Origin of the sequence: Rahnella sp. BIGb0603, from assembly GCF_024808755.1 — a bacterium.
Taxonomy (GTDB): Bacteria; Pseudomonadota; Gammaproteobacteria; order Enterobacterales; family Enterobacteriaceae; genus Rahnella; species Rahnella contaminans.
Window position 1 is genome coordinate 514,917 of sequence record NZ_JANUEX010000005.1, and the last position, 26,085, is coordinate 541,001.

20 protein-coding genes are annotated in these 26,085 nt (G+C 53.6%); 9 read left to right on the plus strand and 11 right to left on the minus strand.

The genetic code is table 11. From position 1 onward, the window contains the following. Positions 1–366: 366 nt before the first annotated feature. Entirely contained in the window at positions 367–2,568 is a 2,202-nt protein-coding gene (gene fhuE, locus M2403_RS16455) for a ferric-rhodotorulic acid/ferric-coprogen receptor FhuE (RefSeq protein ID WP_259230114.1), read from the minus strand. 411 nt (positions 2,569–2,979) lie between these two features. On the opposite strand from fhuE, the gene M2403_RS16460 reads away from it, so the two are divergent. Together M2403_RS16460 and M2403_RS16465 are read left to right on the plus strand one after the other, a co-directional pair. Continuing rightward, positions 2,980–4,623 (plus strand): methyl-accepting chemotaxis protein, encoded by a 1,644-nt coding sequence (locus tag M2403_RS16460; protein WP_259230115.1) that lies wholly within the window; start codon positions 2,980–2,982, stop codon positions 4,621–4,623. A 19-nt stretch (positions 4,624–4,642) separates the two neighbouring features. After that, entirely contained in the window at positions 4,643–5,974 is a 1,332-nt protein-coding gene (locus M2403_RS16465) for a sugar ABC transporter substrate-binding protein (RefSeq protein WP_244370789.1), read from the plus strand. Between the two features lie 62 nt (positions 5,975–6,036). On the opposite strand, the gene M2403_RS16470 is transcribed toward M2403_RS16465, so the two are convergent. Next, positions 6,037–7,428 carry an aldehyde dehydrogenase family protein gene (locus tag M2403_RS16470; protein ID WP_259230116.1) on the minus strand — a complete coding sequence of 464 codons (1,392 nt, stop codon included), beginning with the start codon at positions 7,426–7,428 and terminating at the stop codon, positions 6,037–6,039. 100 nt (positions 7,429–7,528) lie between these two features. Here M2403_RS16470 and M2403_RS16475 point away from each other — a divergent pair, with 100 nt between their 5' ends. From M2403_RS16475 to M2403_RS16485, 3 genes are all read left to right on the plus strand, one after another. Further along, the gene (locus tag M2403_RS16475; RefSeq protein ID WP_165059929.1) at positions 7,529–8,413 is read left to right on the plus strand and encodes a putrescine utilization regulator PtrR; all 885 of its coding nucleotides are present in this window, start codon (positions 7,529–7,531) and stop codon (positions 8,411–8,413) included. A gap of 536 nt (positions 8,414–8,949) precedes the next feature. After that, complete coding sequence (locus M2403_RS16480) at positions 8,950–9,357, plus strand: H-NS family nucleoid-associated regulatory protein (protein WP_152326686.1); 408 nt, start codon at positions 8,950–8,952, stop codon at positions 9,355–9,357. Positions 9,358–9,573: 216 nt separating this feature from the next. After that, positions 9,574–10,107 carry a cytochrome b gene (locus M2403_RS16485; protein WP_165059931.1) on the plus strand — a complete coding sequence of 178 codons (534 nt, stop codon included), beginning with the start codon at positions 9,574–9,576 and terminating at the stop codon, positions 10,105–10,107. 343 nt (positions 10,108–10,450) lie between these two features. On the opposite strand, the gene panE is transcribed toward M2403_RS16485, so the two are convergent. The 5 genes from panE to rhaS (M2403_RS16510) form a co-directional block, all read right to left on the minus strand. After that, positions 10,451–11,368: a 2-dehydropantoate 2-reductase gene (panE, locus tag M2403_RS16490; protein WP_152326684.1), complete on the minus strand. Its 918-nt coding sequence runs from the start codon at positions 11,366–11,368 to the stop codon at positions 10,451–10,453. A 238-nt stretch (positions 11,369–11,606) separates the two neighbouring features. Then, complete coding sequence (locus tag M2403_RS16495; RefSeq protein WP_152326813.1) at positions 11,607–12,572, minus strand: ABC transporter permease; 966 nt, start codon at positions 12,570–12,572, stop codon at positions 11,607–11,609. A gap of 44 nt (positions 12,573–12,616) precedes the next feature. Next, positions 12,617–13,630 (minus strand): ABC transporter permease, encoded by a 1,014-nt coding sequence (locus tag M2403_RS16500; RefSeq protein ID WP_259230121.1) that lies wholly within the window; start codon positions 13,628–13,630, stop codon positions 12,617–12,619. Continuing rightward, complete coding sequence (locus M2403_RS16505) at positions 13,627–15,141, minus strand: sugar ABC transporter ATP-binding protein (protein WP_208951969.1); 1,515 nt, start codon at positions 15,139–15,141, stop codon at positions 13,627–13,629. The genes M2403_RS16500 and M2403_RS16505 overlap by 4 nt, the downstream gene beginning before the upstream one ends. 67 nt (positions 15,142–15,208) lie before the next feature. Continuing rightward, positions 15,209–16,201: a rhamnose ABC transporter substrate-binding protein gene (rhaS, locus tag M2403_RS16510; protein ID WP_104925188.1), complete on the minus strand. Its 993-nt coding sequence runs from the start codon at positions 16,199–16,201 to the stop codon at positions 15,209–15,211. 130 nt (positions 16,202–16,331) lie between these two features. On the opposite strand from rhaS (M2403_RS16510), the gene M2403_RS16515 reads away from it, so the two are divergent. From M2403_RS16515 to M2403_RS16530, 4 genes are all read left to right on the plus strand, one after another. Beyond that, a complete protein-coding gene (locus tag M2403_RS16515; protein ID WP_193333159.1) occupies positions 16,332–16,550 on the plus strand; it encodes a hypothetical protein in 219 nt (72 codons plus the stop codon). 51 nt (positions 16,551–16,601) lie between these two features. Continuing rightward, complete coding sequence (rhaS, locus tag M2403_RS16520) at positions 16,602–17,420, plus strand: HTH-type transcriptional activator RhaS (protein ID WP_152326680.1); 819 nt, start codon at positions 16,602–16,604, stop codon at positions 17,418–17,420. A 216-nt stretch (positions 17,421–17,636) separates the two neighbouring features. Further along, complete coding sequence (aldA, locus tag M2403_RS16525) at positions 17,637–19,076, plus strand: aldehyde dehydrogenase (protein WP_259230124.1); 1,440 nt, start codon at positions 17,637–17,639, stop codon at positions 19,074–19,076. Between the two features lie 210 nt (positions 19,077–19,286). Beyond that, entirely contained in the window at positions 19,287–20,330 is a 1,044-nt protein-coding gene (locus M2403_RS16530; protein WP_259230125.1) for a hypothetical protein, read from the plus strand. 111 nt (positions 20,331–20,441) lie between these two features. Here M2403_RS16530 and M2403_RS16535 read toward each other — a convergent pair whose 3' ends face one another. From M2403_RS16535 to M2403_RS16550, 4 genes are all read right to left on the minus strand, one after another. After that, positions 20,442–20,888 carry a hypothetical protein gene (locus M2403_RS16535; RefSeq protein ID WP_152326677.1) on the minus strand — a complete coding sequence of 149 codons (447 nt, stop codon included), beginning with the start codon at positions 20,886–20,888 and terminating at the stop codon, positions 20,442–20,444. Positions 20,889–21,079: 191 nt separating this feature from the next. Continuing rightward, on the minus strand, positions 21,080–22,501 hold the full coding sequence (locus M2403_RS16540; protein WP_259230128.1) for a hypothetical protein: 1,422 nt from the start codon (positions 22,499–22,501) through the stop codon (positions 21,080–21,082). Continuing rightward, on the minus strand, positions 22,485–24,407 hold the full coding sequence (locus M2403_RS16545) for a hypothetical protein (protein WP_259230129.1): 1,923 nt from the start codon (positions 24,405–24,407) through the stop codon (positions 22,485–22,487). The genes M2403_RS16540 and M2403_RS16545 overlap by 17 nt, the downstream gene beginning before the upstream one ends. A 10-nt stretch (positions 24,408–24,417) precedes the next feature. Beyond that, the gene (locus tag M2403_RS16550; protein ID WP_152326674.1) at positions 24,418–26,076 is read right to left on the minus strand and encodes a hypothetical protein; all 1,659 of its coding nucleotides are present in this window, start codon (positions 26,074–26,076) and stop codon (positions 24,418–24,420) included. Between the last annotated feature and the right edge of the window lie 9 nt (positions 26,077–26,085).

Sequence of the window (26,085 nt, forward strand, 5' to 3'; positions counted from 1 at the left end):
GTGAGGCGTCGTTTTTGTTGGTTTATTTCAGGGATGTTATCGGAATGTTCCGAAAGCCAATCGCGCAATTACCGCATCAAAAGGGGGTTAATTACGCGATGGCGTTCGAAAGGTGAAAGCAGTCTTAGTACTGAAATCTCATTATTTCTTTGGCCGGTATTTGTGGATCATTTTGCGGAGAGTGCGTTTTTCAGGGGCGATGCGTTTACCGGTCATAGACGTAACCTGAAAATTAAGGTGTATCTATTAGACCTGTTCAAGTTTTTTCCGCAGATGACCTGACTCAATAATTCAGTTCATGAATGCTTTCTGGAGAACAGAAAGCCGCAGGCACAACGCCTGCGGCAAAACGTTCATCGGGTCAAATCAGAACGCGTAAGAAAGGCTGACGGAATAACTGCGCGGCTGGCCGTAAACGGCGTAATCGCTCAGCCATGAGTAATAGCTGCGGTCAAAGAGGTTATCGATATTCGCCTGCACCGCGAGCTGACGGGTGACCTGATAACGGGTGAACAAATTAACCAGCGGAACGCTGCCCTGATACACGCGCACTGTGTTGCCGTCTGGCCCGGTGGCATCCTGGAAGGTACGGTTTTGCCAGTTCACGCCTCCGCCGACGGTGAGATCCGGCATCCACGGCAACTGATAGCGGCTGAACAGTTTGAGCTGCGTCTGCGGCATATTGCTGTTGAGACGCCCGCCGGTGTTATCGCGCGCAACGTAGCGTGTGGCGCCGAAAGTCATTTGCAGGTTGTCGGTCACTGCGCCGTTAATCTCGAATTCTGCCCCTTTGCTGACCGTGCCCTGCGCGGCGTAGTAGGCCTGTTCACTGGTGTCATTGACGAAGTTGTCGCCGTCAGCTTCTGCGACATTATCCTGTTCGATGCGGAAAACGGCGAACGTGGCGGTCAGGCGGTCGTTCATCCAGCTGGATTTCAGGCCGGTTTCGTAGTTTTTCCCGGTGGCCGGTGCCAGATAATGGCCGTCGCGGGTGCGGTAGGTTTGCGGCTGGAAGATGGAGGTATAACTGGCGTAAGCCGACCACGTATCGTCAATGTCGTAAACCAGCCCGCCATAAGGCGTGAGGTTATTTTTACTCATGTTGCCGCTGCTGCCAACGGTGCTCCACTGCGTATAACGCGCGCCGATAATCAGTGAGAGCGGGTCGGCCAGCGAGAACCGGGTCGCCAGGTAGCCCGCTTTCTGGCGTACCACGTCGTCGGCGTTCAGATACCAGTCGTCCCATTCCGGTTCCGCAACATCGCCGTTCCAGTTGTTGAAACTGCCCATGGTGTCGCTGTCGATCGGGCCGTTGGCGCTGTATGTCGAGTTGTGCTGGCGGCTGTAACTGACGCCCGCGACCATTTCATGCTGGCGGCCAAAGAGCTGGAAAGGTCCGCTGGCGTAGGTATCCACCGAGTCCAGTTTACGCGTTCCGCGGTCTTTACTGCCGAACCCGGAAATCCCTTCGCCCGTCGTCGCGTCCGGGAAGTCTTCGATATACAGCAGCTTGTCGTCGAATTTCTGTTCGCCGTGCGTACCGTTGATGCGGAATGTCCAGCCGTTATCGAAATCATGTTTCACATTGGCGAAGACTTTGCGCGATTGTGTGTTGTAGTGCGTCCAGTCCGCGGAAGTGTTGGTGCTGCGGTCGAAATGCGTGCGTGCGCCGTTGCTGTACCAGGTCGGCAGCCCGCCCCACGTCGGATTGCCGGTATTGTTTTCCTGATAATCGTAGCCGAGCGACACCGTGGTGTTATCTGTCACGTCGGCATCGACCACGCCATAAATGAATTTCTTGGTTTTATGGTAACGGTCGAGCCAGCTGTCCTGAGCCTGATAACCGGCCACGACGCGGCCGCGCACCGAGCCTTCTTCGTTGAGCGGGCCGGAAACGTCGAGCACATAACGCTGCTTATTCCAGCTGCCGTAACTGGCGCTGATATTGCCGGTGAACTCTTTGCTGTCCGCCTGTTTGCGCACCATATTGACGGACGCTGCCGGGTTACCGGCACCGGTCATCAGCCCGGTTGCGCCGCGGACCACTTCGATGCGGTCATAAATGGCGGTGTCTTCGGCGGCATCGCCAAAGTTCCAGGTATCGCTGACGGAAGAAGGAATGCCGTCGTAGGTGTAATTATTGATGTAAAAGCCGCGTGAGAAATAGGAAACGCGTTCGCTGTCGATCACTTCCGTCGAGATGCCGGTGGTGTTATCCATCACGTCGCCGACCGATTGCAGGTTCTGATCCTGCATGCGCTGTTGAGTGATCACGCTGACGGACTGCGGTACGTCACGCGGCGTCAGCAACATTTTCGTGCCCGCGCGCGTGGTTTTGACGTTGTAATCCTGTGACTCATCGGCGGTTCCGCCCGTTGTTCCTTCCACAACCATATTCTCATCGGCGGCGGGCGCGGCGGCTGTCGCTGTGCCGGTGGCGGCTGCGGCGTGAGCCGCGGAGGAAGCCGTCATGACCAGGATCGCCAGTGCCGACAATGAGGTTGAAAGCTTACTTTTGTTCTCCGGCGCAGACGTTTCCGCGCCGTAATCCCTGCCACTGAAAGACATAATGTATCCCGTAAAAACCACATTAATAGAAAGCGCCGCCGCTTCTTTTCATTGTCTTTAAACAGGATCTTCTGACCGCAGTCATCAGCCCGAATCGCAAATTTTAAGAAGAGCACGCAATGAGAATGTGAATAGTAATCATTTGTGTTTTATCCGTCCCAAAATCTTTTGCCATCGTAAAGTAACAAAATATGTTTGCGTCTGACCGGCAGCATAAATCCCTGATTAAACGTAAACCACTGCCAGCTAAAATCGCCAAAGTCGTCATTGCGACGCAGGCACAGGCGACTGAAATAACTGACTAAACATTCTTCAAGGCCTGCCGATAAACCGTGCAAAGGGCGATCACCCATTTGCCATCTGGTGCTGACGCCTTCCTGTTGGATTACCGCTGTTATCAGAGGAATTGATATGGGATTTACCATCAAGAGCCGGTTGATTGGCATCGTAGGATTGTTGTGCGTCTTGCTGACTGTCGCCGCCGTCTGGGCCATTTTAGGGTTGCGCGCCGCCGATCAGCGGGCGATTTCGACCTACCGCACCGAGTTATTACCGTTACAGCATTCAGCGAAATTATACCGTCTGGCACAAATGCAATCGGCGACGCTGTTTGAATCGCTGCGCTACTGGACCGATCCGGCAGAAGTCGATCAGCGTGTTGCGCAGATTGATGCTTACGGCGGGCAAATTGCCACCGAGCGCAAGGCGTATGAAGCCACGTATGCGGTGCCCGGCAGCGAAAAACTCCGCACCACTTTTCTCGATGACCTGAACAGTTATCAGGCCGCCATCAGCCATGCTGCAAAACTGGTCGCCGGAGGCAATCCGTCCGGTGCGCTGGTCATTATCGAAACCCGCCTGAAAAATGGCAGTCAGGCATTGCAGCAGGATATCGACGGGCTGGATAACCTGATGCGAAGCCACGCCGAAAACAATTACGCCACCAGCTCAGCGGCGTACGCCACGATGCGCAACAGTATGGCGGCGATCCTGGCCGTCGGTTTACTGGTCGCCGGGATAGCGGGCTGGTTGCTGGTGCGTTCGATTACCGGCGCAGTGCGTCGCGCACGTCGTCTGGCTGAATCCATTTCCGAAGGCGGCCTGAATCACCGTCTGGGCGCAATCCCGAAAGATGAAATGGGCGAACTGATGCAGGCGCTGGCGAAAATGGACGCCCGTCTGAGCGGCATTGTGCGCGAAGTCGGGGAAAGCGCGCTGGCGCTGAGAAGCGCAGCCGGGCAAATGGCCGACGGCAACAATGATTTGTCCTCGCGCACGCACGCGCAGGCCAGCTCGCTCGAACAGACAGCGGCCAGCATGGAACAAATGACCGCCACGGTGAAATTCAACGCCGATAATGCCGCGCAGGCCAGCGTACTGGCGCAGACCGTCCGCAAACAGGCGCAGCAAAGCAGCGGAATTCTGGACGATGCGGTGACCGCAATGCGTGACATCGAAGAATCCAGTAATAAAATTGCCGATATTAACCGGGTGATCGACGAAATTGCCTTCCAGACCAATCTGCTGGCGCTGAATGCGGCGGTGGAAGCCGCGCGGGCAGGCGAACAGGGACGCGGTTTTGCGGTGGTCGCCTCAGAAGTGCGTCAGCTGGCACAACGTTCTGCCACGGCGGCGCAGGAAATCAAAACCCTGATCCAGACCAGCGTCAGCAAAGTCGATGCGGGCAGCAAACTGGTGCTTCGCTCCGGCGAAACGCTTCAGGAAATCAACGGCGGCATGGCGAAAATGGTGGAATACGTGGCTGACATCGCCGTCGCCAGCCGTCAGCAGTCCAGCGGTATCGATCAGGTTAACGTCGCCATCGTACAGATGGACAGCGCGACGCAGCAAAATGCGGCGCTGGTGGAAGAGGCCAGCGCGGCCAGCCATACCGTGAACGAACACGCGGCGCGGCTGGTTGAGAAAATGTCGTTCTTCCATCTGCGTCCGTCAGCACAGTTTGCGCCGGGTGCCGTGGAAGGCGTGCTGGAACCGCTGCCTGCGCTGAATTCGCCGGAAACAGCGCCCCGTCAACCGCGTCTGGCGAATGCCTGAGCCGAAAAGGAGCACGAATATGTCAGGTCTCATGCCAGGTCTTTTTCAGCGACGAGTCTTCAGTATTTTGCTGCCGCTGGCCTTTTGCGCCAGCGCGCAGGCGCAAACCGTGGTCAAAATTGCCACCATCGCCAACGGTGACATGACGATCATGCAGCAGATGTCCGGTGAGTTTGAGAAATCACATCCGGACATCAGACTCGAATGGCACGTCATGGACGACGGCGAGCTGCGCAAACAGGTGCTCAGCGACATGAACAGCGGGCAGGCGAATTTCGATGTGATCACGGTCGGCACGTATGAAGCGCCGTTGTGGGGCAAAAAAGGCTGGCTGCAACCGCTCAACAATTTGCCCGCTGATTACAATGTCGATGATCTGCTCAAACCCATCCGCAGCGCGCTTTCCTGGCAGGGCACGCTGTACGCGTTGCCGTTTTACGGCGAAAGCAGCATGACGTATTACCGCAAAGATCTGTTCGCGAAAAAAAATCTGACCATGCCGAAAAATCCGAGCTGGGATGAAGTGAAAGCTTTCGCGGCGCAGCTGACCGATAAATCACAAGGCGTTTACGGCCTGTGCCTGCGCGGCCTGGCGGGGTGGGGCGACAACGTAGCGTTTATCACCACGATGGCCAACGCCTATGGCGCGGAATGGTTTGATGAAAACTGGCATCCGCGCCTCGACAGCGACGAGTGGCGTGCAGTGCTCACTGATTACGTACAGATGATGCATGATTACGGCCCGCCGGATGGGACATCCAACAGCTTTGGTCAGAACCTGAAACTGTTTGCGCAGGGCAAATGCGCGATGTGGATCGACAGCACCGTCGCCGCCGGAATGGTAATTAATCCGCAGATTTCGCCTGTCGCCGACAGCGCCGGTTTCGCGCCCGCGCCGACGGCGCTTTCGAGTAACGGTTCGCACTGGCTTTGGGCGTGGGCGCTGGCTGTTCCGCAACGCGCCAGCCATAAAGACGAAGCTCAGCAATTCATCACCTGGGCCACATCGCAGGCATATATTCAGGACGTCGCGAAAACCGTGGGCTGGGGCGCTATCCCGCCGGGCAGCCGCTATTCTTCTTACGCGCAGGTGAAATACCAGAAACTCGCGCCTTACGCAGACGGCGTAAAACAGGCGGTGGAAACCGCGACGCCGGAACAGCCGACATTATATCCGGTGCCGTATCAGGGCGTGCAGTACGTGAGTATTCCGGGCTTTGATCAGATGGGTGATGCGGTCGGGCGGAATATTTCGGATTTGCTGGAAGGGAAGAAAACGCTGGATGAAACGCTGAGCGCCAATCAGCAGGCGGTCACCACAATTTACGCCGAGACGTCGCAGGGGAATTAAATGCAAAGAATCACAGGATGATGGAATCCTGTGATTCTTGTTTTGACCACACGTTTCTGTGATTACGTGCGGTCAGTCCAGACCGTCTGCACGTTGCAGAATTCACGCAGGCCGAAATGCGACAACTCGCGGCCATAGCCACTTTTCTTCACGCCACCAAACGCCACACGCGGATCCGATGCGCTGTATCCGTTAATGAACACGCCGCCGGTTTCCAGCTCTGCGGTCATCTGTTTTGCACGTTCTGCATCAGCGGTGAAAATCGTGGCGCTCAGGCCAAAATCGCTGTCATTGGCCAGTTCGACCGCGTGATCTGCATCGCGGGCAACCGTAATCGCGGCGACCGGCCCGAACAGTTCCTGACGAAATGCCGTCATTTCCGGTGTAACGTTGCCGAGAATAGTCGGTGCATAGAAGTTACCGTTTCCGGCCATTTTCTCACCGCCCAGCAGCAACGTCGCGCCTTCGGACAAGCTGTCCTGAACTTGTTTATCCAGCTCATCGCGTAAATCGAAACGGGCCATCGGGCCGATATAAGTGGCGTCATCCAGCGGATTTCCTACGACCAGCGCCTGGGTGGCCGCCACAAATTTCGTCGTAAATGCGTCGAGCACGCCTTCTTCAATGATCAGACGTTTTGCAGCGGCGCAAACCTGCCCGGTATTCTGATAACGCCCGGCGACGGCGGCTTTCACCGCTTCGTCAAGACTTGCGTCGTTCAGAACGATAAACGGATCAGACCCGCCGAGTTCCAGCACGCATTTTTTAACCTGTTTGCCCGCCAGTTCCGCAATCGCCGCACCGGCACGCACGCTGCCGGTGACCGTCACCGCCACCACGCGCGGATCGGCAATCAGCGTGGCAACGGCCGGAGTACCGACATTGATCACGCCAAATGCACCCGCCGGGAAACCGGCTTTCAGCACGGCCTGCTTCACCAGATATGTGGTGCCCATGACGCTCGGCGCAGGTTTGAGCAGGAACGTATTCCCCGCCAGCAAGGCCGGAACCGCGCCGCGCAGGATCTGCCAGACCGGGAAGTTCCACGGCATAATCGCCAGAATCATGCCGGAAGGGCGGTAATGAATGTGCGCTTCGCCGTTATCGACCCGAGCCGGTTCCGGTGCCAGCATCGCCGGGCCATTTTCGGCATACCATTCGCACAAACCGGCGGATTTCTCCACTTCGGCGCGCGCCTGTTTCACCGGTTTGCCCATCTCAAGAGAAATGCTGCGGGCGATGTCTTCACTGGTTTCGCGCAGTGCGGCTGCCAGGCGGAACAAAAGGGCAGCGCGTTCGCTGACGTCTGTTTTGCGCCACTGTTTGAAGGCAGAAAAGCCCTGCGCAACGGCGGCTTCAAGTGCCAGATCGGTGTCGTACGCATAATCTGCGATATGTTCGCCGTTAAACGGATTGACTGAGATTGCATGTGTGTTCGAAGTTGCTGTCGTCATTTCGGTGTCCTCGTTAAGCCAGTTCATTAAGAATAGAGGCTTGCGCGATTTAATAAAAATGAATAAAAATAAGCAAACCGTTCACTTTTTGAGAATCACTATGAACCTGTCCCAGCTTGAGATGTTCCGTGCCGTGGCCGAAACCGGCAGTATCAGCGCCGCCGCGCAGCGCGTACACCGCGTGCCGTCGAACCTGACGACACGCATTAAACAGCTTGAAGCCGAGCTGGGTGTGGAGCTGTTTATCCGCGAAAACCAGCGTTTGCGGCTTTCTCCTGCGGGCCGGAATTTTCTCAGCTATAACAACCGCATACTGGATTTAGTCGAAGAAGCGCGCTTGTCGGTGTCCGGCACAGAACCGCAGGGAATTTTCTCGCTCGGCGCGCTGGAAAGCACGGCGGCAGTGCGCATTCCGGCATTACTGACGCGCTATCATCAGCAGTTTGGCAAAGTCGAACTGGCGCTGAGCACTGGCCCTTCCGGCGAACTGCTGGATAAACTGGTGGAAGGTGAACTGGAAGCGACGTTTGTCGACGGGCCGGTTTTGCATCCGGTACTCGACGGGATCCCGGTTTATCAGGAAGAAATGGTGATTGTGGCACCGCTCAGTCACGCGGCGGTGACGCGGGGGAAAGAGGTTAACGGCGAAATTATCTATGCGTTTCGTTCGAACTGTTCGTATCGCCGTCATTTCGAAAGCTGGTTTGCCGATGACGGTGCCGCGCCGGGCAAAATCTACGAGATGGAGTCATATCACGGGATGCTGGCGTGTGTGATTGCAGGCGGCGGGCTGGCGCTGATGCCGCGCAGCATGCTGGAAAGTATGCCGGGCAGCACGACGGTCAGCGTCTGGCCGCTGGCGGATAACTACCGCTTTCTGACGACCTGGCTAATCTGGCGCCGGGGAACGCTGACGCGCAATCTGTCGGAATTCATCAGGATGGCAAAAGTCGCTGCGGTCAGCCCTCAACCGTCTGTAAAATAACCTGCCAGTCGAGCGCCAGTTTGAGTAACACGCAGGCGGAGCACACGAAAATAATGGTTTTGAACATAATATGAGGGAAATCCTGTTTGTGACCGAAGTCACAGTCTAAGGCGAGAATTGTTAAATTACGCCCTATTTCTTGTGCAGAAAATGCGTTGAGGCGTAGAAAAATCGGATGATTCTATCAAAACGCTATTTTCCCCGCAGCGGTTCGCACGAAAAGAAAAGAACTTGTGTCAGTCGTGCATAATAGCAACATCGGTTATTCACGCTGCGATACTATTAAGAAGATGCCTAAATTTAGGTTAATAATTCGCAACCTATTTCAAGGGGGTAAAGCGGAAAGTGGATAACTTTATTTATTCTCATGCGGCAAGCCCTTATAAAAATAGCATATTAACATTCAATGAAACTAAACGGCAGGCAAAGGAATTGTGTAATCGCTTGTAATATTATCCTGGCGCAATTGATATCATTATTTGTTTGTGTAGAATCAGTGTCACTAATTTAATGATACCCCCTAAAGTGAGCACATCATGGACAACGCGTTAAACGTTTTGAATAATATCCGTACACTTCGGGCTCAGGCTCGTGAAACGCCATTAAGCACTCTGGAAGAAATTCTGGAAAAACTGACCGCTATTGTTGAAGAATCCCGCGAGAACGTGAAAGCACGCAGCGCGCAACAACAAGAACGTGATGAGAAATTACTGAAATATCGTGAAATGCTGGCAAATGACGGCATCGCAATTGATGACCTGCTGGGGCATCAGGCGGCAAAAGAAACCACCAAAGCGAAGCGCAAGCCGCGCCCTGCGCTGTATGAGTACACCGACACCGACGGTTCCAAAAAAACCTGGACCGGTCAGGGTCGTACTCCTTCAGCCATCAAAGCCGCTCTGGATAAAGGCGCTGCGCTGGAAAGCTTCCTGATCGCGCGTTAATTAAATCGTGATGTGTTGGGGCGTTACCTGTCAGCTTGTGAAACGGGCAGGTAGCGTTATCCAACTTCTCAGCTTTTAAAGCCCTTATTCATTCACCGCCAAAGCGGTTAATTTTTCTTTCCACACAATCTTCTCCCCGGCGCGTTTACCGCCGTCTTAATGTAAGCTTAAGTCTCAACAAGTAAGATAACGGTAACTTTGTTTACCGGAACTTCTATGCGTACCCGATATTCTTATCCGCAAATTGTGCTTCACTGGCTGGTGTTTGTTTTGGTCGTTCTGACCTATACGACGATGGATATAAAAGACGCGTTCGCCAAAGGTTCCTTTGTACGAGAACTATTAACTCTTACGCATTACAGCCTGGGTTTCTGCGTATTATTTCTGATGTGCGTACGCCTTTTTATCCGCGCGATGTACGTCACGCCTGCCATTAAACCTGTTCCACCGCGCTGGCAACATTGTTTGTCGGTCCTCACGCATGGTTCTGTTTATCTGATGTTTATGGGTTTACCGGTGCTGGGCATTTTGTCGCAATATTTTGGCGGCCATGACTGGACGATGTTTAACATCAGAATGCCCAAAAGCTACCTGGCCGATCTGACATTACAAAAACAGTTAAAAACCCTGCATGAATGGCTGGCGAATGCCGGATATTATCTGATCGGATTACACGCTTTCGCTGCGCTCTGGCACCATTACCGCCGCCGCGATAATACGTTGATACGCATGTTGCCGGGGAAGAATTAGCAGACATTAAAAAAGGTAATCCGGAAGAATAAAATTTCCCGCGGTGGATTTAGTATTGGATATCACGCCAGGCGGTTTTATTGAAATAACCTGTTTGATTTTTGCAAGCGACTGAATTTATGGCTCAACTTAACTCAAATTAAACCCATGAAAGATATGCCAGAACAATGAGTTCGCGCGATTTGTAGCCGGGTGCGTGAATTTGAGTTAATCACCTCCCCGCAGGTCGTCTGTTTATTGTCAGACCGCTAATCGAAGCACCACAAAAATCCCGCCTTTTGGCGGGTTTTTTGTTTTTATCGTTTGAAGATCCTCTGGCCTTCAAATTTGGCAAAATCAGGTATTATTCGCGGTTCTTCTGATACACACACAAATGCGTATACGCTGCCTGTAAAAGTGGAATGCTGATCCCCACACGCGTTGCGCGTTCTACCAGGTCACCAATAATCTGCTCCGCTTCGATAGGATATCCCTGCGTCATATCGCGATACATAGATGACGTCTGCGGCGAATTTTTGTCGGTCACGGCTTCCCTGACTTTCGCCACCGCCGCCGCGCGTTCCGCGTAGCCAAAGGCTTTCATGGTGGTTAATGCTTCGCTCACGATGGCCTGTGCGAACTCCGTTCCGCCAGGCGCAGAGGCGACCTGACCGATGTTGCCGCGCATGGTGCAGGTGATGGCGCCGAAGCTTGACAGCAGCAGCCACTTCTCCCACAAATCGCTGATGATGGTTTCCGAAAGTAGGGCATCGATACCGGCGCTCTGAAATGCCTGATCAACGCTAAGGATGCGCTCGGTTTTCTCGCCGGAGAGTTCGCCATAGATAATCTGATGCAGCGGCGTCATCTGGTGGATATGGCCGTCGGCATCCAGCGTGGCGTTGATTTTGCACAGTCCGCCAATCAGCGCGTGCTCACCAAACCGCTGGCTGAGCGTTTCCATGTGCTTCATGCCATTAAGTACCGGCATGACCAGCGTATTTTCGCCAACGACCGGTGCGATATCCTTAATGGCCGCTTCCAGCCCAAAACTTTTCACCGTCAGCAAAATCAGATCATAAGGGCCGGTCAGCTGAGAAGCCTGTACCACGGCGGGTTGCAGGTGAAAATCACCGTGCGGGCTGTGAACCGTCAATCCGTCTTTCTGCACCGCCAGCGCGCGCTTCTCGCGCAGTAAAAACGTCACATCCTGCCCGGCCTGAGCCAGCCGCGCACCGAAATATCCGCCCGTCGCACCCGCGCCTACCACTAAAATCCGCATATGTTTTCCCCATTGTTTCAAGACATTCAGAAACCAAGCTGTGGGTTTAAACTACGGGACAGTGTGCCTTTTAATCAAGAGGGGGTAATAAAGGATTGAGTAACAAGGTGGTAATAAAGGGTTGAGTAACAAACAGAAAAGAAGAGTTTTTGATGATTTTTTTCACCTGATATTCTTCAGTGTCATTTATTCGACGACCTGCACTCCCCGCCCGTAGGCGGGGAGTGCAGGCCAGACGCTATTTCCCCCGCGCTGTCATCAGCCTCCGGTAGAGCACCGGCAGCGAAATCACCACAATCAGCATCGCGCCGACGATGACTGACATCACAATCCCCGGCACGTTCAGCAGGCTGAGGCCGAAGGTCAGCAGACCCATCAGGAAGGCGGCAATAATGACGCCGGTCATGCTGCCTGAACCGCCCAGCACGCTGACGCCGCCGAGCACCGCCATCGTAATCACGCTCAGCTCCCAGCCAAGCGCCAGCGTCGGGCGCGTACTGCCGAGCCGTGACGTCAGCAGAACCGCCGCCAGCCCGGACATCACGCCGACCAGCACAAACAGCGTCAGGTTGTGGCGCTTCACGTTAATGCCGGAATACCAGGCCGCCACCGGATTATTGCCGATGGCGTAGGTACGGCGGCCAAAGTTGGTTTTGTGCAACAGGAAGTAAAAGACAGCGCCCAAAACCAGAAATAACGCGAACTCAAACGACAGCGGCCCCCAGACATAACCCTGCCCGAACCACGCAAAGCTGGCCGGATATTTATTCAGTGACTGATCGCCGAGCAGCACATACGTGATGCCACGGAACAGGCTCATGGTCCCGATGGTGATCACGATCGATGAGAGATTCAGGCGCGTCACCAGCAGCCCGTTAATCAGCCCGCACAATAATCCCACGCTCAGCCCGACGCCCACCAGCGCCGGTGTCGGCAGACCGGCCTGCGCGCAGAATCCCATTATGGTGGAACTCAGCGCCATCGTGGAGGCGACGGATAAATCGATTTCACGGGCGATAATCAGCATCGCCATCGGCAGAACAATGATGGCCTTTTCCGTGAAATTGAACGTCGCGTCGGACAGATTCCAGATATTGAGGAAATACGGCGAGGCGAGGGCGTTCACCACGAACACCAGCAGCGTCACCACCAGCAAAAATCCTTCCCAGCACATCAGGCGGCGGAAGAAGGGCGTCACGGCCATCGGCACACTTTCCCGTGCAGGCGTGCGCGAAGTTAAGGTCTTATTCATGATCTGGCCTCTGATTCAGGTCCTGATGCGTGGACGGAAGGAGAATGGCGTAAAATCAGTCTTCCTTTACGTTTATTGCCGCGTTCGTTGAGGATCACCGCGATAACAATCACCGCGCCCGAAATGGCCATCTGCCAGAACGGCGACACTTCAATCACCGGCAGGGCGTTATTGATGACGCCGAGGAACAGCGCGCCGAGCAGGCAGCCCACCACTGAACCGATGCCGCCCATGGTGCTGATCCCGCCGATGACGCAGGCGGCGACAATCTGCAATTCAAAGCCGTTGGCGACGTCCACGTAGGCGACGGCAAAACGAGAAATCCACAGGTATCCGCAGAAACCCGCCAGCGCGCCGGACAGGCAGAAGCTGATGAACTGCATTTTGCCCGCGTTGATGCCGGTGTAATATGCCGCCGTGGCATTGCCGCCCGCGGTATATAACGCGCGGCCTGTGCGGCTGTAGTGCAGGAAATACGCCACCAGAATCAGCGCGACAATCGCGCACCAGCCGAGCAGCGGCAGGCCAAGAAACGGCGCGCGCGGCAGGCTGAGGAAATCCGGGCTCATCTGGTGTGCGTTAATCCAGCCGCCGTTCGAGAGCAGGAAAATAATCCCGCGATAAATACTCATGGTGCCCAGCGTCACCACAATCGGCGGGATCCCTACTTTCCAGACCAGCAGGCCATTAACCGCGCCCATGATCAGGCCGAGAACCGTCGCCAGCACGACCAGCGACCACACCGGAATGTCAGGGTGATGGAAGTTGATCAGCGCAACAATCATGCCGGTGAGCGCCAGATTGGCGGCCATCGACAAATCAATGCCCTTGGTCAGCAGCACCATCATCTGGCCGAGCGCCAGGATGATCAGAATCGAGGTGTCGTTGAACATCTCAAGCAGGTTTCCGGCGCCGATAAACTCCGGTGAGCGTGCGCCGACGCCGAGCACCATCAGGACAATCACCACCGCCAGCAACAGCTCACGGTACTTGAGTAAATTCTTGATCATGCCGCCTCCTCGCCCGCGCCGCTGGCGGCACTGACAATCATTTCGGCGGTCGCGTCACCCGCGTTGAATTCCGCCACCATCAGCCCTTCGTGCATCACAATAATTCTGTCCGCCATGCCCATGACTTCCGGCAATTCGGAAGACACCATAATCACCGCCAGCCCGCGTCCGACCAGCTCGGACATAAACTGATGTACCGCCGCTTTTGAACCGATATCAATCCCTTTGGTGGGTTCATCGAGAATGATGATGTCCGGCTGCGTCGCCAGCCATTTTGCGATCACCACTTTTTGCTGATTACCGCCAGAGAGCGTGCCCACCGGTTGTTTCCAGCTTGAAGCTTTCACCTGCAACCGGCGCGCATAATCGTCGGCCAGCGCCCACTCTTTTTTATCATTGAGCACGCCGCGCGGGTTGAGCTGACTAAGCTGCGGCAAACTGATGTTCTGGCTGATCGGCAAATCGATGATCGCGCCCTGTTTCTGGCGCTCTTCCGGCACGTAAACGATTCCCGCGCGGATGGCCTGAGAAGGGCGGGTGAAATGATGTTCCTTGCCGTGGATCAGAATCTTGCCGCTGCCCGGTTGCGTCACGCCAAACAGCGCCTGCATCAGCTCGGTTCGTCCCGCACCGACCAGCCCGTAGAATCCGAGAATTTCGCCCTTGCGCAGTGAGAAACTGATGCCTGCAAATTCGGTCGGATGGCTGAGATTCTGTACCTGCAACACCGTTTCACCCGGTTCGCAGTTCACTTTCGGATACGCCTGGCTGACTTCGCGCCCGACCATCATCGTGACCATCTGCTGCTCGCTGATATCACTGATTTTGCCGGAGCCGACATAACTGCCGTCGCGCAGCACCGTGTAGTAATCGGAAATCGCGAAAATCTCGTCGAACTTGTGCGAGATAAACAGGATGGCTTTTCCTTCATGTTTCAGGCGTTCGACAATCTGATAAAACTCCACGATTTCATGCTGCGACAACGCCGCCGTCGGTTCGTCGAGGATTACCACCTGTGCATCAAACGACAGCGCGCGGGCAATCGCCACCATATGGCGTTGCGCGATGCTCAGTTCTTTCAAAATGGCATGCGGATCGATGTTCACTTCCAGACGCGTCAGAATATCGCGCGCCTGCTGATGCATCGCCGGCCAGTTCAGCCGCTTGAAAATCCCGCCGTAAACATAGTGGCCGACGAAGATATTTTCGGTCACTGAAAGTTCATCAAACAGCACGGTTTCCTGATGGATGGCCGTAATACCGACTTTGTGCGCGGATTCCGGATTGGGCAGTTTTATCGGAATCGCTTTATAGCGCAGCTCGCCTTCTTCCGGCTGATAAATGCCGGTCATGACTTTCACCAGCGTGGATTTACCCGCGCCGTTTTCGCCAATCAGGGCCGTTACTTTTCCCGGATACAAATCCACATGCACGTTATTCAGCGCCCTGACGCCCGGAAAGACCTTGCTGATGCCCTGTAATGACAACAGCGGAGTCGTGGAATCTGTCATTTCGTTTCCCCTGTCTGGCTAAGTACAACAAAACGGCTCACCGAAAAACGATGAGCCGCCGTCAGGATCAGAATATTTTCGAGAATTTGTCGATGTTGCTGGCGTCGTAAACAAACGGTTCAGCCATCGCGCCGCTGCCGTCCGCGTCCAGTTTCACTTTACCTAAACGCCCCATGCTGGCTTCGGTTTTGGTGGCGGTGCCTTTGACCAGATCGTCGGCCAGATAGGTTGCCGCGTAACCAAGATCAATCGGGTTCCAGATGGCAAAACTTTTGGTCGCGCCGGATTTCACCGCACCCGCCATTTCAGACGGCAGACCGAGGCCGGTGACGTAAACTTTGCCGATTTTGCCCTGATCTTTCACCGCCTGCGCGGCCGCCACGATGCCGACGGAAGACGGAGAAATAATCACTTTCAGATCCGGATAAGATTTCAATAAGCCGATAGTTTCGCGATAACTTTTATCCGACAAATCATCGCCATACGCCACAGTCACCAGATTGACGGAAGGATACTTTGGCAGCACCTTTTTCATCTCGGCAATCCACAGATTTTGGTTGGTCGAGGTAGGTGTGGCGCTGAGGATCGCGACATCCCCTTTTTCGACATTCAGCGCTTTCAGTGCATCGGCGGCCAGTTTGACGTTGGTTTCGCCAATCAGCGCATTGTTGGACGGATTCAGGTGGATCTGACGGCCCTCTTTGGCGACGCCGGAATCCCAGGACACCACTTTAATGCCGCGCTGCATGGCTTTTTTCAGCACAGGCACCAGCGCGTCCGGGTCATTGGCGGAAACCGCAATCGCATCAACACCCTGTGCAATCAGGCCGTTCAGCACTTCAATCTGCGCTTCGGCGGTGGTAGTGGTCGGGCCGGTGTAAATTACTTTCACATCACCCAGCTCTTTCGCTGCCTGCTGCGCGCCAACGTTTGCCGCTTCAAAGAAACCGTTGCCCAGTGACTTTGCCACCAGCGCAATCTTCACTTCTGCCGATGCCGCGCCTGCCAGCAGGATGCTGCTCGCGATCAGGGTGAGGCTCAGTACGTGTTTTAATTTCATTGTTTGTACTCCGCATAAGTCTGCATAAAGTTTAACGACCAAAAATTGCCGACGCGCCAGGCGCATGATCACGACTCTAGGAGGTTGCTGAGGATCTGACCTTTCCGCGAGTGCCAGTTCTGCGCTAACTATGGCAAAGCTGCAAAGGTTTAAGAGAACAACCTCACAAATTGATAACAATCTTGTTTCGACCCATGGAAATGCCCCGAAAAAAACCGATTTCGGGCAGGGAAAAACCGCACTGAAAGAGGGCGTAAACCTGCGTCATACGCCGGATTGCGCAAGATTGTGCCGGGAAAGAAAGGTTTTGTTCAAAAGCGGCTGGCAGATCACAATTTCAGCCCGATGACGGCGTCAGTGACGACTAAGATATTACGATAATGTTAATAAGGAGTCGGAAATGACCGTGTTACGCAGTAGTGAATATTTCCCTTCAGGAGATTTTCCGGTCGCCATTGAACCCCGTTACCCGCAGGAAACTTTTCCTGAACATCATCACCAGGATTTCAACGAGATTGTGCTGGTCGAACAGGGCACCGGGACACACGTTTTTAATGACCATCCGCTGATCCTCAGTGCAGGCAGCGTCTGCTTTGTGCGCCACTGCGACCACCATCTTTACGAAGATACCGACAATCTGCATCTGACCAACGTTCTGTACCGTGGCCCGAATGCGTTTCGATTCCTCAACGGGGTCAGTGATTTACTGCCGAAGGAAGTCGATGGCATTTATCCGGCGCACTGGCGCATCAGCCCGAACCAGGTGACGCAGGCTAAAACGCTCATCGACCTGCTGGCGCGTAAAACGGTCAGCCAGACGCCGGAATCCCAGGCTCAGCAGGAACTGTATTTCATGCAGCTTTTATTGTTGCTGCGTCAGGGCAGCCGTGACGTCGGGTATCGCGGGCAGGGTGGCGACCTGAATAATCTGCTGGACTGGATGAACGAGCATTATGACGAAGAGATCAACTGGCCGGTGCTGGCGGAACAATTCTCGATGTCGCTTCGCACATTACACCGCCAGATGAAACAGCAAACCGGCTGCACGCCGCTCAATTATCTTAACCGCCTGCGGCTGCTCAATGCGCGCAACATGCTGCGTTTCAGCGACAGCTCGATCACGGACATCGCGCATCAATGCGGTTTCTGCGACAGCAATTATTTCTCTACTCTCTTTAAGCGCGAATTTGGGTATGCGCCCCGCCACGTCCGTCAGTAACTACCCGGCATATTCCTTTCACAAATGCTCAATTTTCAAAAATGTTATGTCGTGCAGACCGATCATGACATTTTTGCCATTTCTCAAAACCAACTGGCAATCACGGAAAGGTAAAAACGTCACGGATAGAACAGGCTGTTAGAACTTTACAAAAAAGAGCTTATTTTTTAACAACTCGTTCATCATCCCTCTATCCGTTCTTTGGAGATTTCTGACATGGGCACAGTTCAAAAACGTATGTACATCAACGGTGAATTCGTTGAAAACACCGGCGGTAAGTGGATTGACGTGGTCAATCCGGCCACAGAACAGCTGATTTCGCAGATCCCTGAAGGCTCTGCCGAAGACGCGAAAAAAGCCATTGATGCTGCCGAAGCGGCGCAAGCGGGGTGGGAAGCGTTGCCCGCAGTGGAACGGGGCGTGTGGCTGCACAAAATCGCCGCCGGGATCCGCGAACGTGAAGCCGAACTGACAGAAACCATTATTGCGGAAGGCGGAAAAACCTACGGTCTTGCGCAAACCGAAGTGCTGTTTACCGCCGATTATCTCGATTACATGGCCGAATGGGCGCGCCGTTACGAAGGCGAAATCATTCAGAGTGACCGTCCAAACGAAAATATCTTTGTGTTTCGCAAAGCCATCGGCGTGACGACCGGTATTTTGCCGTGGAACTTCCCGTTCTTTCTGATTGCCCGTAAAGCCGCACCGGCACTGATCACCGGCAACACCATCGTGATCAAACCGAGTGAAATCACGCCAAACAACGCCATTATTTTCGCAGAAATCATCCACAAAATCGGCCTGCCAAAAGGCGTGCTGAATATCGTCACCGGCTACGGGCCGGTTGTCGGGCAGGAACTGGCCGCCAACCCGAAAGTCGGGATGGTCAGCCTGACCGGCAGCGTGGCGGCGGGTATCGCTACCATGACCGCTGCGGCGCAGAACGTTACCAAAGTCTCGCTGGAACTGGGCGGGAAAGCCCCGGCCATTGTGATGAATGACGCGGATTTGGATCTTGCGGTCAAAGCCATCGTCAGCTCACGCGTGATCAACACCGGGCAGGTGTGTAACTGTGCGGAACGTGTTTACGTGCAGGAAGGTGTGTACGACGAATTCATTTCGCGGATCAGCGTGGCGATGAAAAAAGTGACCTTTGGCAATACCGCTGAACAAAAAGAGCTGGATATGGGGCCGCTCATCAGCGGTGCGGCGTTAAAACGCGTCGAGGACAAAGTGGCGAAAGCCGTCTCGCAGGGGGCGAAAGTGCTGCTGGGCGGCAAACGTCACGGCGACAAAGGCTTCTTCTATCAGCCGACGGTGCTGGTGGATGTAAAACAGGATATGCCGATCATGCATGAAGAAGTGTTCGGCCCTGTGCTGCCGGTCGCGACATTCAAAACGCTGGAAGAAGCCATCGCGATGGCCAACGACAGCGAGTATGGTCTGACGTCTTCTATCTATACCTCCAATATCAACACCGCGATGAAAGCGCTGAAACAGCTGAAGTTCGGGGAAACCTATATCAACCGCGAAAACTTTGAAGCGATGCAGGGGTTCCATGCGGGCTGGCGTAAATCCGGCGTCGGCGGCGCAGACGGCAAACACGGCTTGCAGGAATATCTGCAAACCCACGTCGCATATCTGCAATTCCATTAATTTCTGCATGAAAACAGCCGGAGCGGGGGAAACCGGGTTCCGGCTTTTTGTATCTCAAGACTACGGCCATTAATCCTTCAAAACATCCGCTTAAAATAACTTCGATAAATAAAACAAATCCTATCTGATACAATGAGTAATTAGAATCTGATGCACCTAAGGTCTGCATCATGCGTGTCCTGAATATATCCTGCGAGCGAGCACGACAAAATGAGCGTGATACAGAGCCTTATCAAACAAGCCTTTGGCACCGGTAACAGCAATGAAGCGGCCACTTTTCTGGCCAGCGCGTGCAACCGGATGAAGGCAATGGATAAAACGTCCATCGCCCGCGAAGTGGAAAGCGCACTCAGAGGCGTCAGTTTCAGCCGCGCTGAAGGCGATAAAGCCAAAGTCAAAACCGTTTTTAAAGACACCGCCGTCACGCTCGAAAAACTGGCATCACTGGAAAAGCAGGTGCGCAGTCTGACCCATGAACTGGCCGTTGCACGCAACCAAACCAGCAGCGGGAATAAAGAAGACGTTCAGCGACTGGAAGGAGAATTATACCGTCTGAATACGCGGGTCAGCGAACTGCTGCGCCAGGCTGAAATACAGAAAAAACAGCACGCTGACGAACTGGCGCTGATGCGCGCACGTCAGCAAACTGCCGGGAATTCAGTTTCCGCCGAGCTGGAAGAGTCCAGAAATCTTGTCGCATATATGGGCAGTCAGATGGCGGCGATGGCCGCTGCCCGCGACAGGCTTCAGGAGCAGGTGACCGGGGAAGAAGACAAACGCCACGCGGCTAACCGTCGTGCAGACGGGAATTACGCCTTGCTCGGTCAGCAGAAAGAACTGACGGCTGAGGCTAACCGTAAAGTCACGCAACTGCGTGCCAGTCTGAAACTGGAAGAGTACGAAGGGCAGAACGCGAAGAGTGAAAAAGCGAAACTGAAAAAGCAGCTCGCTGAAATTCAGGAAGAAAATACCCGTCTGGCAGAGCGCGTTCGCGATAACGAAGAAGATTGCGAACGCCTGAGCCAGGCGCTGGATCGCACGAATCAGGAATTCGCCGCCTACCAAGCACAAAAACAGCGTTTAACCCGCTGGATCCATATTCCCGGCGCGATGATGGGGATCGCCGTTTCGGCGGTCATATTGTATACCGGCGCCCAGCCGGGACATCTCTATGACAGCCTCGCCCCCGCCGCCTTCCTCGGCTGCGTGGTGTACGCGCTATCCCACATGATCGCGTACACCCGAAAAGCATAACTTTTTATACGCAGCGCCGGAAATGGCTGCCACAACTCAGCAGGGATCTGGCCCGGAAAAATATTTCCTGCAAAACAGGCATAAAATATTACCGGGCCTGATTTAGTCTGCTTATTTAAGTGCAAACATTTGCCATGCACCTTTGATATTTTTCAACTCAATATTACTGATTATGCAATGGTTGGGGTTACCCGGCTGCGGATCCGTGGACACCGTGGCATTTTTATTAACCAGCGTGGATGCATTGGTGCCTCCTGCCTGTTTTAAATCTTTAGATCTGCCGGTATCCGTTTTAATTAACGCTTCGACTTTAGCCTGATCAACGCCGGAATTCGCTTTAGAGCATAAGGCCGAGACGTTTTGTAAGGTGCCCGGATATCCATCCTGGCTGGCGTAATTCGCATCCGTATTAGCCGCACCGTAACGGACTACTAATGCCCCTTTAGGCACGTCGTTAACTTTTGCAAAAGATGACGCGGAAACCAGCAAACCAGCAGCAATAACGAGCATATAATGTTGTTTCATTTGAACCTCGCTAACAGATTGATTTAAAGACATATGCAGGAAATCTGCACAGGTCACTTCACAAAAAATGGCCGAGGACAGATCGCAAAACAGATCATCTGCTTCGGGAATCTAACGCTAAATAATTTGTACAGAATCTTTATTCTCATATCAGATTTCGGGCATAGGCATCTCCTGATTGTGATATTTAAACTGACGGCATTCAGCCCTTTCCGGGTATTACATTACGGCACATAAATAATCTCAAACGTGGTGGTCTGGTTATTACGCTCCACTTTTCCTCCGTCGACGTAACGAATTTGCAGGTCATAGGTATATACGGGTTTTTTATCCGGATGCAGGATGAGATCAATGACCGATACTTTTACGATGGCGTCGTGATCCGGATTCGTTTTATTCAATTCGAAAGTTTCATTCCCGATATTGACTAACATACGCTCGATCGGACGTGGCCCGGACGAACTGTAGGCCTGGGGATCACTTTTGAATGTAAGGGTATTGGAAATGTCCACGGGCGTGGACTGTGTAATAAAATCGAGCGGTTTATCCTTATATTTGTCATCCAGCGCAATTCTTACCGGCAGTTTATCGGGATTGAATCCCTTGAACTGAACCTCCAGCTCCCCTTTGAGTAACAGGCTTTGCGGTGATTTTGAAAACAGCGCATCCCAGATTGTCACAAACTGACTGACCGGCAGGGTGAACGAATCTGCGACGCCGCTTTGCAGGTTAATCAGCGCATTCTTTTCCTCTGTTTTACCCGCGGGCAATTCCAGCTGTAATGCCAGCGTATCGGCATTGGCAAACGGGATCAGTTTTCCGTCAGGATGTTTCGGGGTGAACTGGTCTCTGGCGTTGGCAATCCGCGCCTGGTTCACCTTAGGCAGTAAAAAGTAGTCCATCGTGACGTTGACCTGATCCAGTTTCGTGGCGTTATCAGGGGCAGAAAATGAAAATGAGAGCATCGGTTTAAGGTCTGTGCCAAGACCAACCTCAAAGGTATCAGGCAGGTAATACAGGTAATTCTGGAGAACATAGTCCTGATAATAGTTGTAGGTCACATTCTGAAAAACCAGCGGCAGAAGTTTCAGTTGCAGTCGGGCGGGTGGCGGCAGAATGCCCTGATAAATATACGGATAGTAGTTTTCCGCGAAGTAGAAAACTTTAGGATCGGTGATCGTATTGGTAATGCTGTGATCGGTTTTGAGTGTAACGACCAGCGTGGTTTGCGCATCAAAATCAGACAAGGCGCGCAGCAACGCATCACGCTGTGCCAGCTCGTTCAGCTCAAGCTCTGCCTGATAAACATTTTCCGTTTCAGTCTCCATCACTTTGTCAAAGACCAGTTCTTCGGCATTGCCGAAGGTGCTGAAGCTCAGCACAACATAAGGCGTTTGCGGAACCGGCTGGCTCAGCGCGAAGTTCAGCATCATCTTCCAGCTTGTGCCGTCGGTGCTGGTCGCAATTTCGTAGCGGGTTTCTCCTGAGATGATTTCGGTACACACTTTGGCGGTCAGCGCATCGGCCAGCACCGCCTGCGCAGCCCGGTAGCGCAGGTGTTTCCCCTCTGCAACCGGGAACTGTTCGCGAGCGTTTTGCAGAATAATTTGGTTCAGCGCCACCAGGTTATTAAGAAATATATTCATGGTTTTCCTCAGCATATTCAGTTTGAGCCAGAGATCTGAACTGATTCAGGCAGGGAGACGTCCAGAGATAGCGCCCGTCATGCCGGCGATAAAGCGGGCTTTCCCGTTGTCCTGCGGGCAATTGCCAGCAGGAAAGTGCATTAATCAACGGCGTGAGTTGCGGGATCCCCGCTTGTCGGGCGTAAATCAGTGTGGCCAGCCATTCCCCAGGGTGGGCGTAATACGGGGTTAATGTACTGAGCCGGTCGAAGTCACTGCCGCTCCATTGCACTGCCTGATTCAGCATCTGAGTAATGCGCGGATAAGCGGGCGGCAGAGGACTGCCTTCATCCGTCAGCCTGTGCAGCAAAATCAGGGCATTGGTGTTGACGCAGCAATCGAGCTGAGAGAGTTGGTTCTCATCCTGCATCCAGGTATAAAAGCTCTGACACTCAGCCCACTGGTTTTGCGTGGCTTTCAGGCGGGGATCCACTTTCCGCACCTGATAATTGTTCATATGAGAAAGCGTCTGCCGGGCCTGCGCGAGCGACAGTCGGCCAGATTTATAAAGCAGTTCGGTAATGATGGCCGTGTCATCAATATCGGCACAGATTTTCAGGTTCGCCATCCACTGAGGATGGGCGGCGGCTGGCCAGAAACTGAAATGGTGCGGACGGGTTTCACAGGTTGTCAGGAAACCGAGCGCCTTTTCAATGTACGGAGCCGTCTGCGCGGTGTTCTCCAGCGTGCGTAAGACCTGCGCGGTCACAAACGCATTTTCATCCTGATGCCAGCGCCCGTCGGGTGTTCTGACATACGACACAAAAGCACCGCTGGCAGACTGTTGCGCCAGTAAGGATTTCAGGCTGAGCCGGGGCGTGTGTACTGACGGCGGCGATGGTCTGACCGGCAATGTCTCAAAATGACTATTCTGCGGGCTGAAAGTGCAGCTGATGGCACGGCTTTCCTGCCTGTCCACCGAAAAGCCCACCACGTTGAACTGTATGGGAATTTGCTCAGTAACCACCCGTTGCAGTAAAGGCAGCTGGTGGTCATTTTGCGTCAGCAGGTTCTGAACTGCGGGGAAAACCCGCTGATTATCACCAAAGAAACTTGCCGCCATCACAAACAGCGTGAAGCTTGCAGGCTCTGCATCCTGACCATAAACCAGACTAAAACCGTAGGTTGTCGCCGGAAAAACCTGCCCGTTTAGGGTTTGTTGTACGGCCTGCTCCAGCAAGGGCTTCAGCGCAGGCCAAAGCGATTCACAGTCAAAAAAACGCATGACCGCCGCAATGTCAGCGTGCGTGATGTGCGCGCTATGCCATTGAAAGTAATACTCACGCGGCGAGGCGGATTGCTGCGGATATTCGCCGGTCATCAGCAATGACAATCCGGCTTCCCGGCAGGCGGCGAGGGAGAGATTCTCCATCGCGCCGGGCCAGTTCGTTTCGTCAAAACCACCGGACTGCACCTCGGAATAGATCTTCGTTTTCATCCCTTCAGGCGTATATTTTCGCCCCAGCCAGGAGCCAAACCGCAGCGGTTGCGCGCTTTGGTTTTGCATTATGGCCGCCGCATCAAAACGAATGTCAGCGTCATTCTGCGAAACCGGCGCAACTATCTGCCGGTAATGGCGGGCAAACGCTTCTATCCGGCGATCTTCTGCGTAATAAGGTAAAAAGGGATCCAGAGTGCAGGCAAGCGCCTGCGGTTTTGACGTCGAAACAGTAAATTCAAGCGGACAGCCGTTGTAGGCCAGCAGGCTGGTATTAAAAGCCGTCGCTAAACCGCCGGATGCCAGACGTGCCTGCGTGAAACGGGCAATTTCCGCGGTCAGCGTTGCCCGCAGATAAGGCGCTTCCCGGCAAAGTGCGTTGACCAGGGCGTTCCATGCCACTGGGATTACGGTGTTAAGTTCGACCATTGTCTGTCGCCTACGCTACTGCCGGAATAACGATAGCGGGCGGGTTTTCGCTGCCATCAAGCGTCGTTGTCTTACCGCCGACTAAGAAATACGTGATTTTGTAGTTAACGTTCCACGGTTTCTCGGTCAGACAGCGGTATTTAAAGGTCTGGGCTTCGCTTTTATCTTCGCTGAAGGTGTACTTTTTGCTTTTTTTGCTCTGCTTATCGTCCGTATAAGCCAGCTCGACGATCAGCTGGTTGCAATTCTCCCACGAAAATTTCTTGTCCAGAAAAATGGAGATTTCATTGAATGTCAGCACTGAGCCGGGATCGAGATTCAGCAAGGTTGAGGCCGATTGTGATTTTGGCTGGTAGCTGCTGCTGCCTTCCCAGCCGGACGCGGCGGCGGATTTAAAAATAAACTCGCTCTGGATATCGAACAGTTCATTGGTGTTTTTACTCCGGGAGATATTCTTGCCCCATGTCCCGTCGTCGGCGGTGAACGGCGGGGCGGTATACACCTGATTGTTGTACCCGATTTTGAAGCTCGCGGCTTTAATGCCGTATTCATCAAATCCGTCCGGCCCGAGCACGGTGAAGTCAATTTTCTGGAAGAACGGATCGTTAACGTTGACTTCAATGAAGTAGGGAGGAACCTTCTTCGCCCGCAGGATATCGCTGCCGATAAAGTTTTGCGGCACCGCGGCCTGGGTGATCGCCTGCGACGAGATGTAGTTGAAGTTCAGCGCTTTCGTCTCTTCGATGCGCACCATTTTTATCTCCAGTGATGCGCTGGGGAAGAGCCCGCCTTTTCCGCCTTCTTCGTCCTCTTTTTTGTCGCTGGCGATCAGGGAATCCAGAATGGAGGAACTGGCCGATTTCGCCTGAGTATTGCTGTCGTCGTTGGGGCTCAGCGAAGCGGTAAAGAAGCTTTTCAAAATCTCTTCTTTGACAAACTGCAACGCCCATTCCTTTTCTTTTTCCGCCTGATCGCCTGGCATACTTTCAGTGACCTTGATGATCAGTTTCTGGTCCTGCTGTAGCTTCTTAATGACGCTGTCAAAACCCAGCCAGAAGCTGGCGGGCGTTTCGACCGGGATCGGAATATTGGCCCCAAATTTAAGATCAAACTCTTTATAAAGGCTTTCAAGCTTGGCTTCGACTTCCACTTTTAAGGCTGGCGTGATGCCCGTAAAACTGAGGTTGTACGCCACGGCGGCCGGTGCCTGCGCCTGATTAAACGCGGCTTCCAGGATCACCGCTTGTTCCGGCGTTAATTTCGCGCTGAAGATCGCGCTGTTTTTGCCAAAAAGGCTGGGGCTTTGGGCGCTGATTAATTCGCCGTTCGTCCCTTCCGCACCCAGAACAAAGAAATTCACCGTGCCTTTGTCAAACATCACCTGCGTTTTGCGCGCCGTTTTCGGATCCACCTTGAGTTTGCTCAGGTACTCCTGAAATGCGTTGTTGAGTACATCTTCATCAATGGACGTGTTCACCTCGAAGTTGATGTAGCCCCCTTGCTGACCGCTGCCGTCGCCGGTGTATTTAATCAATGAAAATACCGGCTTTTTGTCATTTTCCGCGATATGGATATCACCGGGTAAATACCAGAACTGCTTGTCATCGGAGTCATCAGCAAAGAAGGTGATGTTGTTGATGGTTTGTGTTCTTTCTCTAAGTAATAACATGGCGTTTCC

Bases quoted from the DNA above. Each gene is read 5' to 3' on its own strand.
- M2403_RS16545 (WP_259230129.1), bottom strand. From the start codon at position 24,407: ATGGTCGAACTTAACACCGTAATCCCAGTGGCATGGAACGCCCTGGTC.
- M2403_RS16530 (WP_259230125.1), top strand. From the start codon at position 19,287: ATGAGCGTGATACAGAGCCTTATCAAACAAGCCTTTGGCACCGGTAAC.
- M2403_RS16515 (WP_193333159.1), top strand. From the start codon at position 16,332: ATGGCAAAGCTGCAAAGGTTTAAGAGAACAACCTCACAAATTGATAAC.
- M2403_RS16500 (WP_259230121.1), bottom strand. From the start codon at position 13,630: ATGATCAAGAATTTACTCAAGTACCGTGAGCTGTTGCTGGCGGTGGTG.
- rhaS (WP_104925188.1), bottom strand. From the start codon at position 16,201: ATGAAATTAAAACACGTACTGAGCCTCACCCTGATCGCGAGCAGCATC.
- M2403_RS16475 (WP_165059929.1), top strand. From the start codon at position 7,529: ATGAACCTGTCCCAGCTTGAGATGTTCCGTGCCGTGGCCGAAACCGGC.
- fhuE (WP_259230114.1), bottom strand. From the start codon at position 2,568: ATGTCTTTCAGTGGCAGGGATTACGGCGCGGAAACGTCTGCGCCGGAG.
- M2403_RS16480 (WP_152326686.1), top strand. From the start codon at position 8,950: ATGGACAACGCGTTAAACGTTTTGAATAATATCCGTACACTTCGGGCT.
- M2403_RS16460 (WP_259230115.1), top strand. From the start codon at position 2,980: ATGGGATTTACCATCAAGAGCCGGTTGATTGGCATCGTAGGATTGTTG.
- M2403_RS16550 (WP_152326674.1), bottom strand. From the start codon at position 26,076: ATGTTATTACTTAGAGAAAGAACACAAACCATCAACAACATCACCTTC.
- M2403_RS16465 (WP_244370789.1), top strand. From the start codon at position 4,643: ATGTCAGGTCTCATGCCAGGTCTTTTTCAGCGACGAGTCTTCAGTATT.
- M2403_RS16505 (WP_208951969.1), bottom strand. From the start codon at position 15,141: ATGACAGATTCCACGACTCCGCTGTTGTCATTACAGGGCATCAGCAAG.
- panE (WP_152326684.1), bottom strand. From the start codon at position 11,368: ATGCGGATTTTAGTGGTAGGCGCGGGTGCGACGGGCGGATATTTCGGT.
- M2403_RS16485 (WP_165059931.1), top strand. From the start codon at position 9,574: ATGCGTACCCGATATTCTTATCCGCAAATTGTGCTTCACTGGCTGGTG.
- M2403_RS16535 (WP_152326677.1), bottom strand. From the start codon at position 20,888: ATGTCTTTAAATCAATCTGTTAGCGAGGTTCAAATGAAACAACATTAT.
- rhaS (WP_152326680.1), top strand. From the start codon at position 16,602: ATGACCGTGTTACGCAGTAGTGAATATTTCCCTTCAGGAGATTTTCCG.
- M2403_RS16540 (WP_259230128.1), bottom strand. From the start codon at position 22,501: ATGAATATATTTCTTAATAACCTGGTGGCGCTGAACCAAATTATTCTG.
- M2403_RS16495 (WP_152326813.1), bottom strand. From the start codon at position 12,572: ATGGCCGTGACGCCCTTCTTCCGCCGCCTGATGTGCTGGGAAGGATTT.
- M2403_RS16470 (WP_259230116.1), bottom strand. From the start codon at position 7,428: ATGACGACAGCAACTTCGAACACACATGCAATCTCAGTCAATCCGTTT.
- aldA (WP_259230124.1), top strand. From the start codon at position 17,637: ATGGGCACAGTTCAAAAACGTATGTACATCAACGGTGAATTCGTTGAA.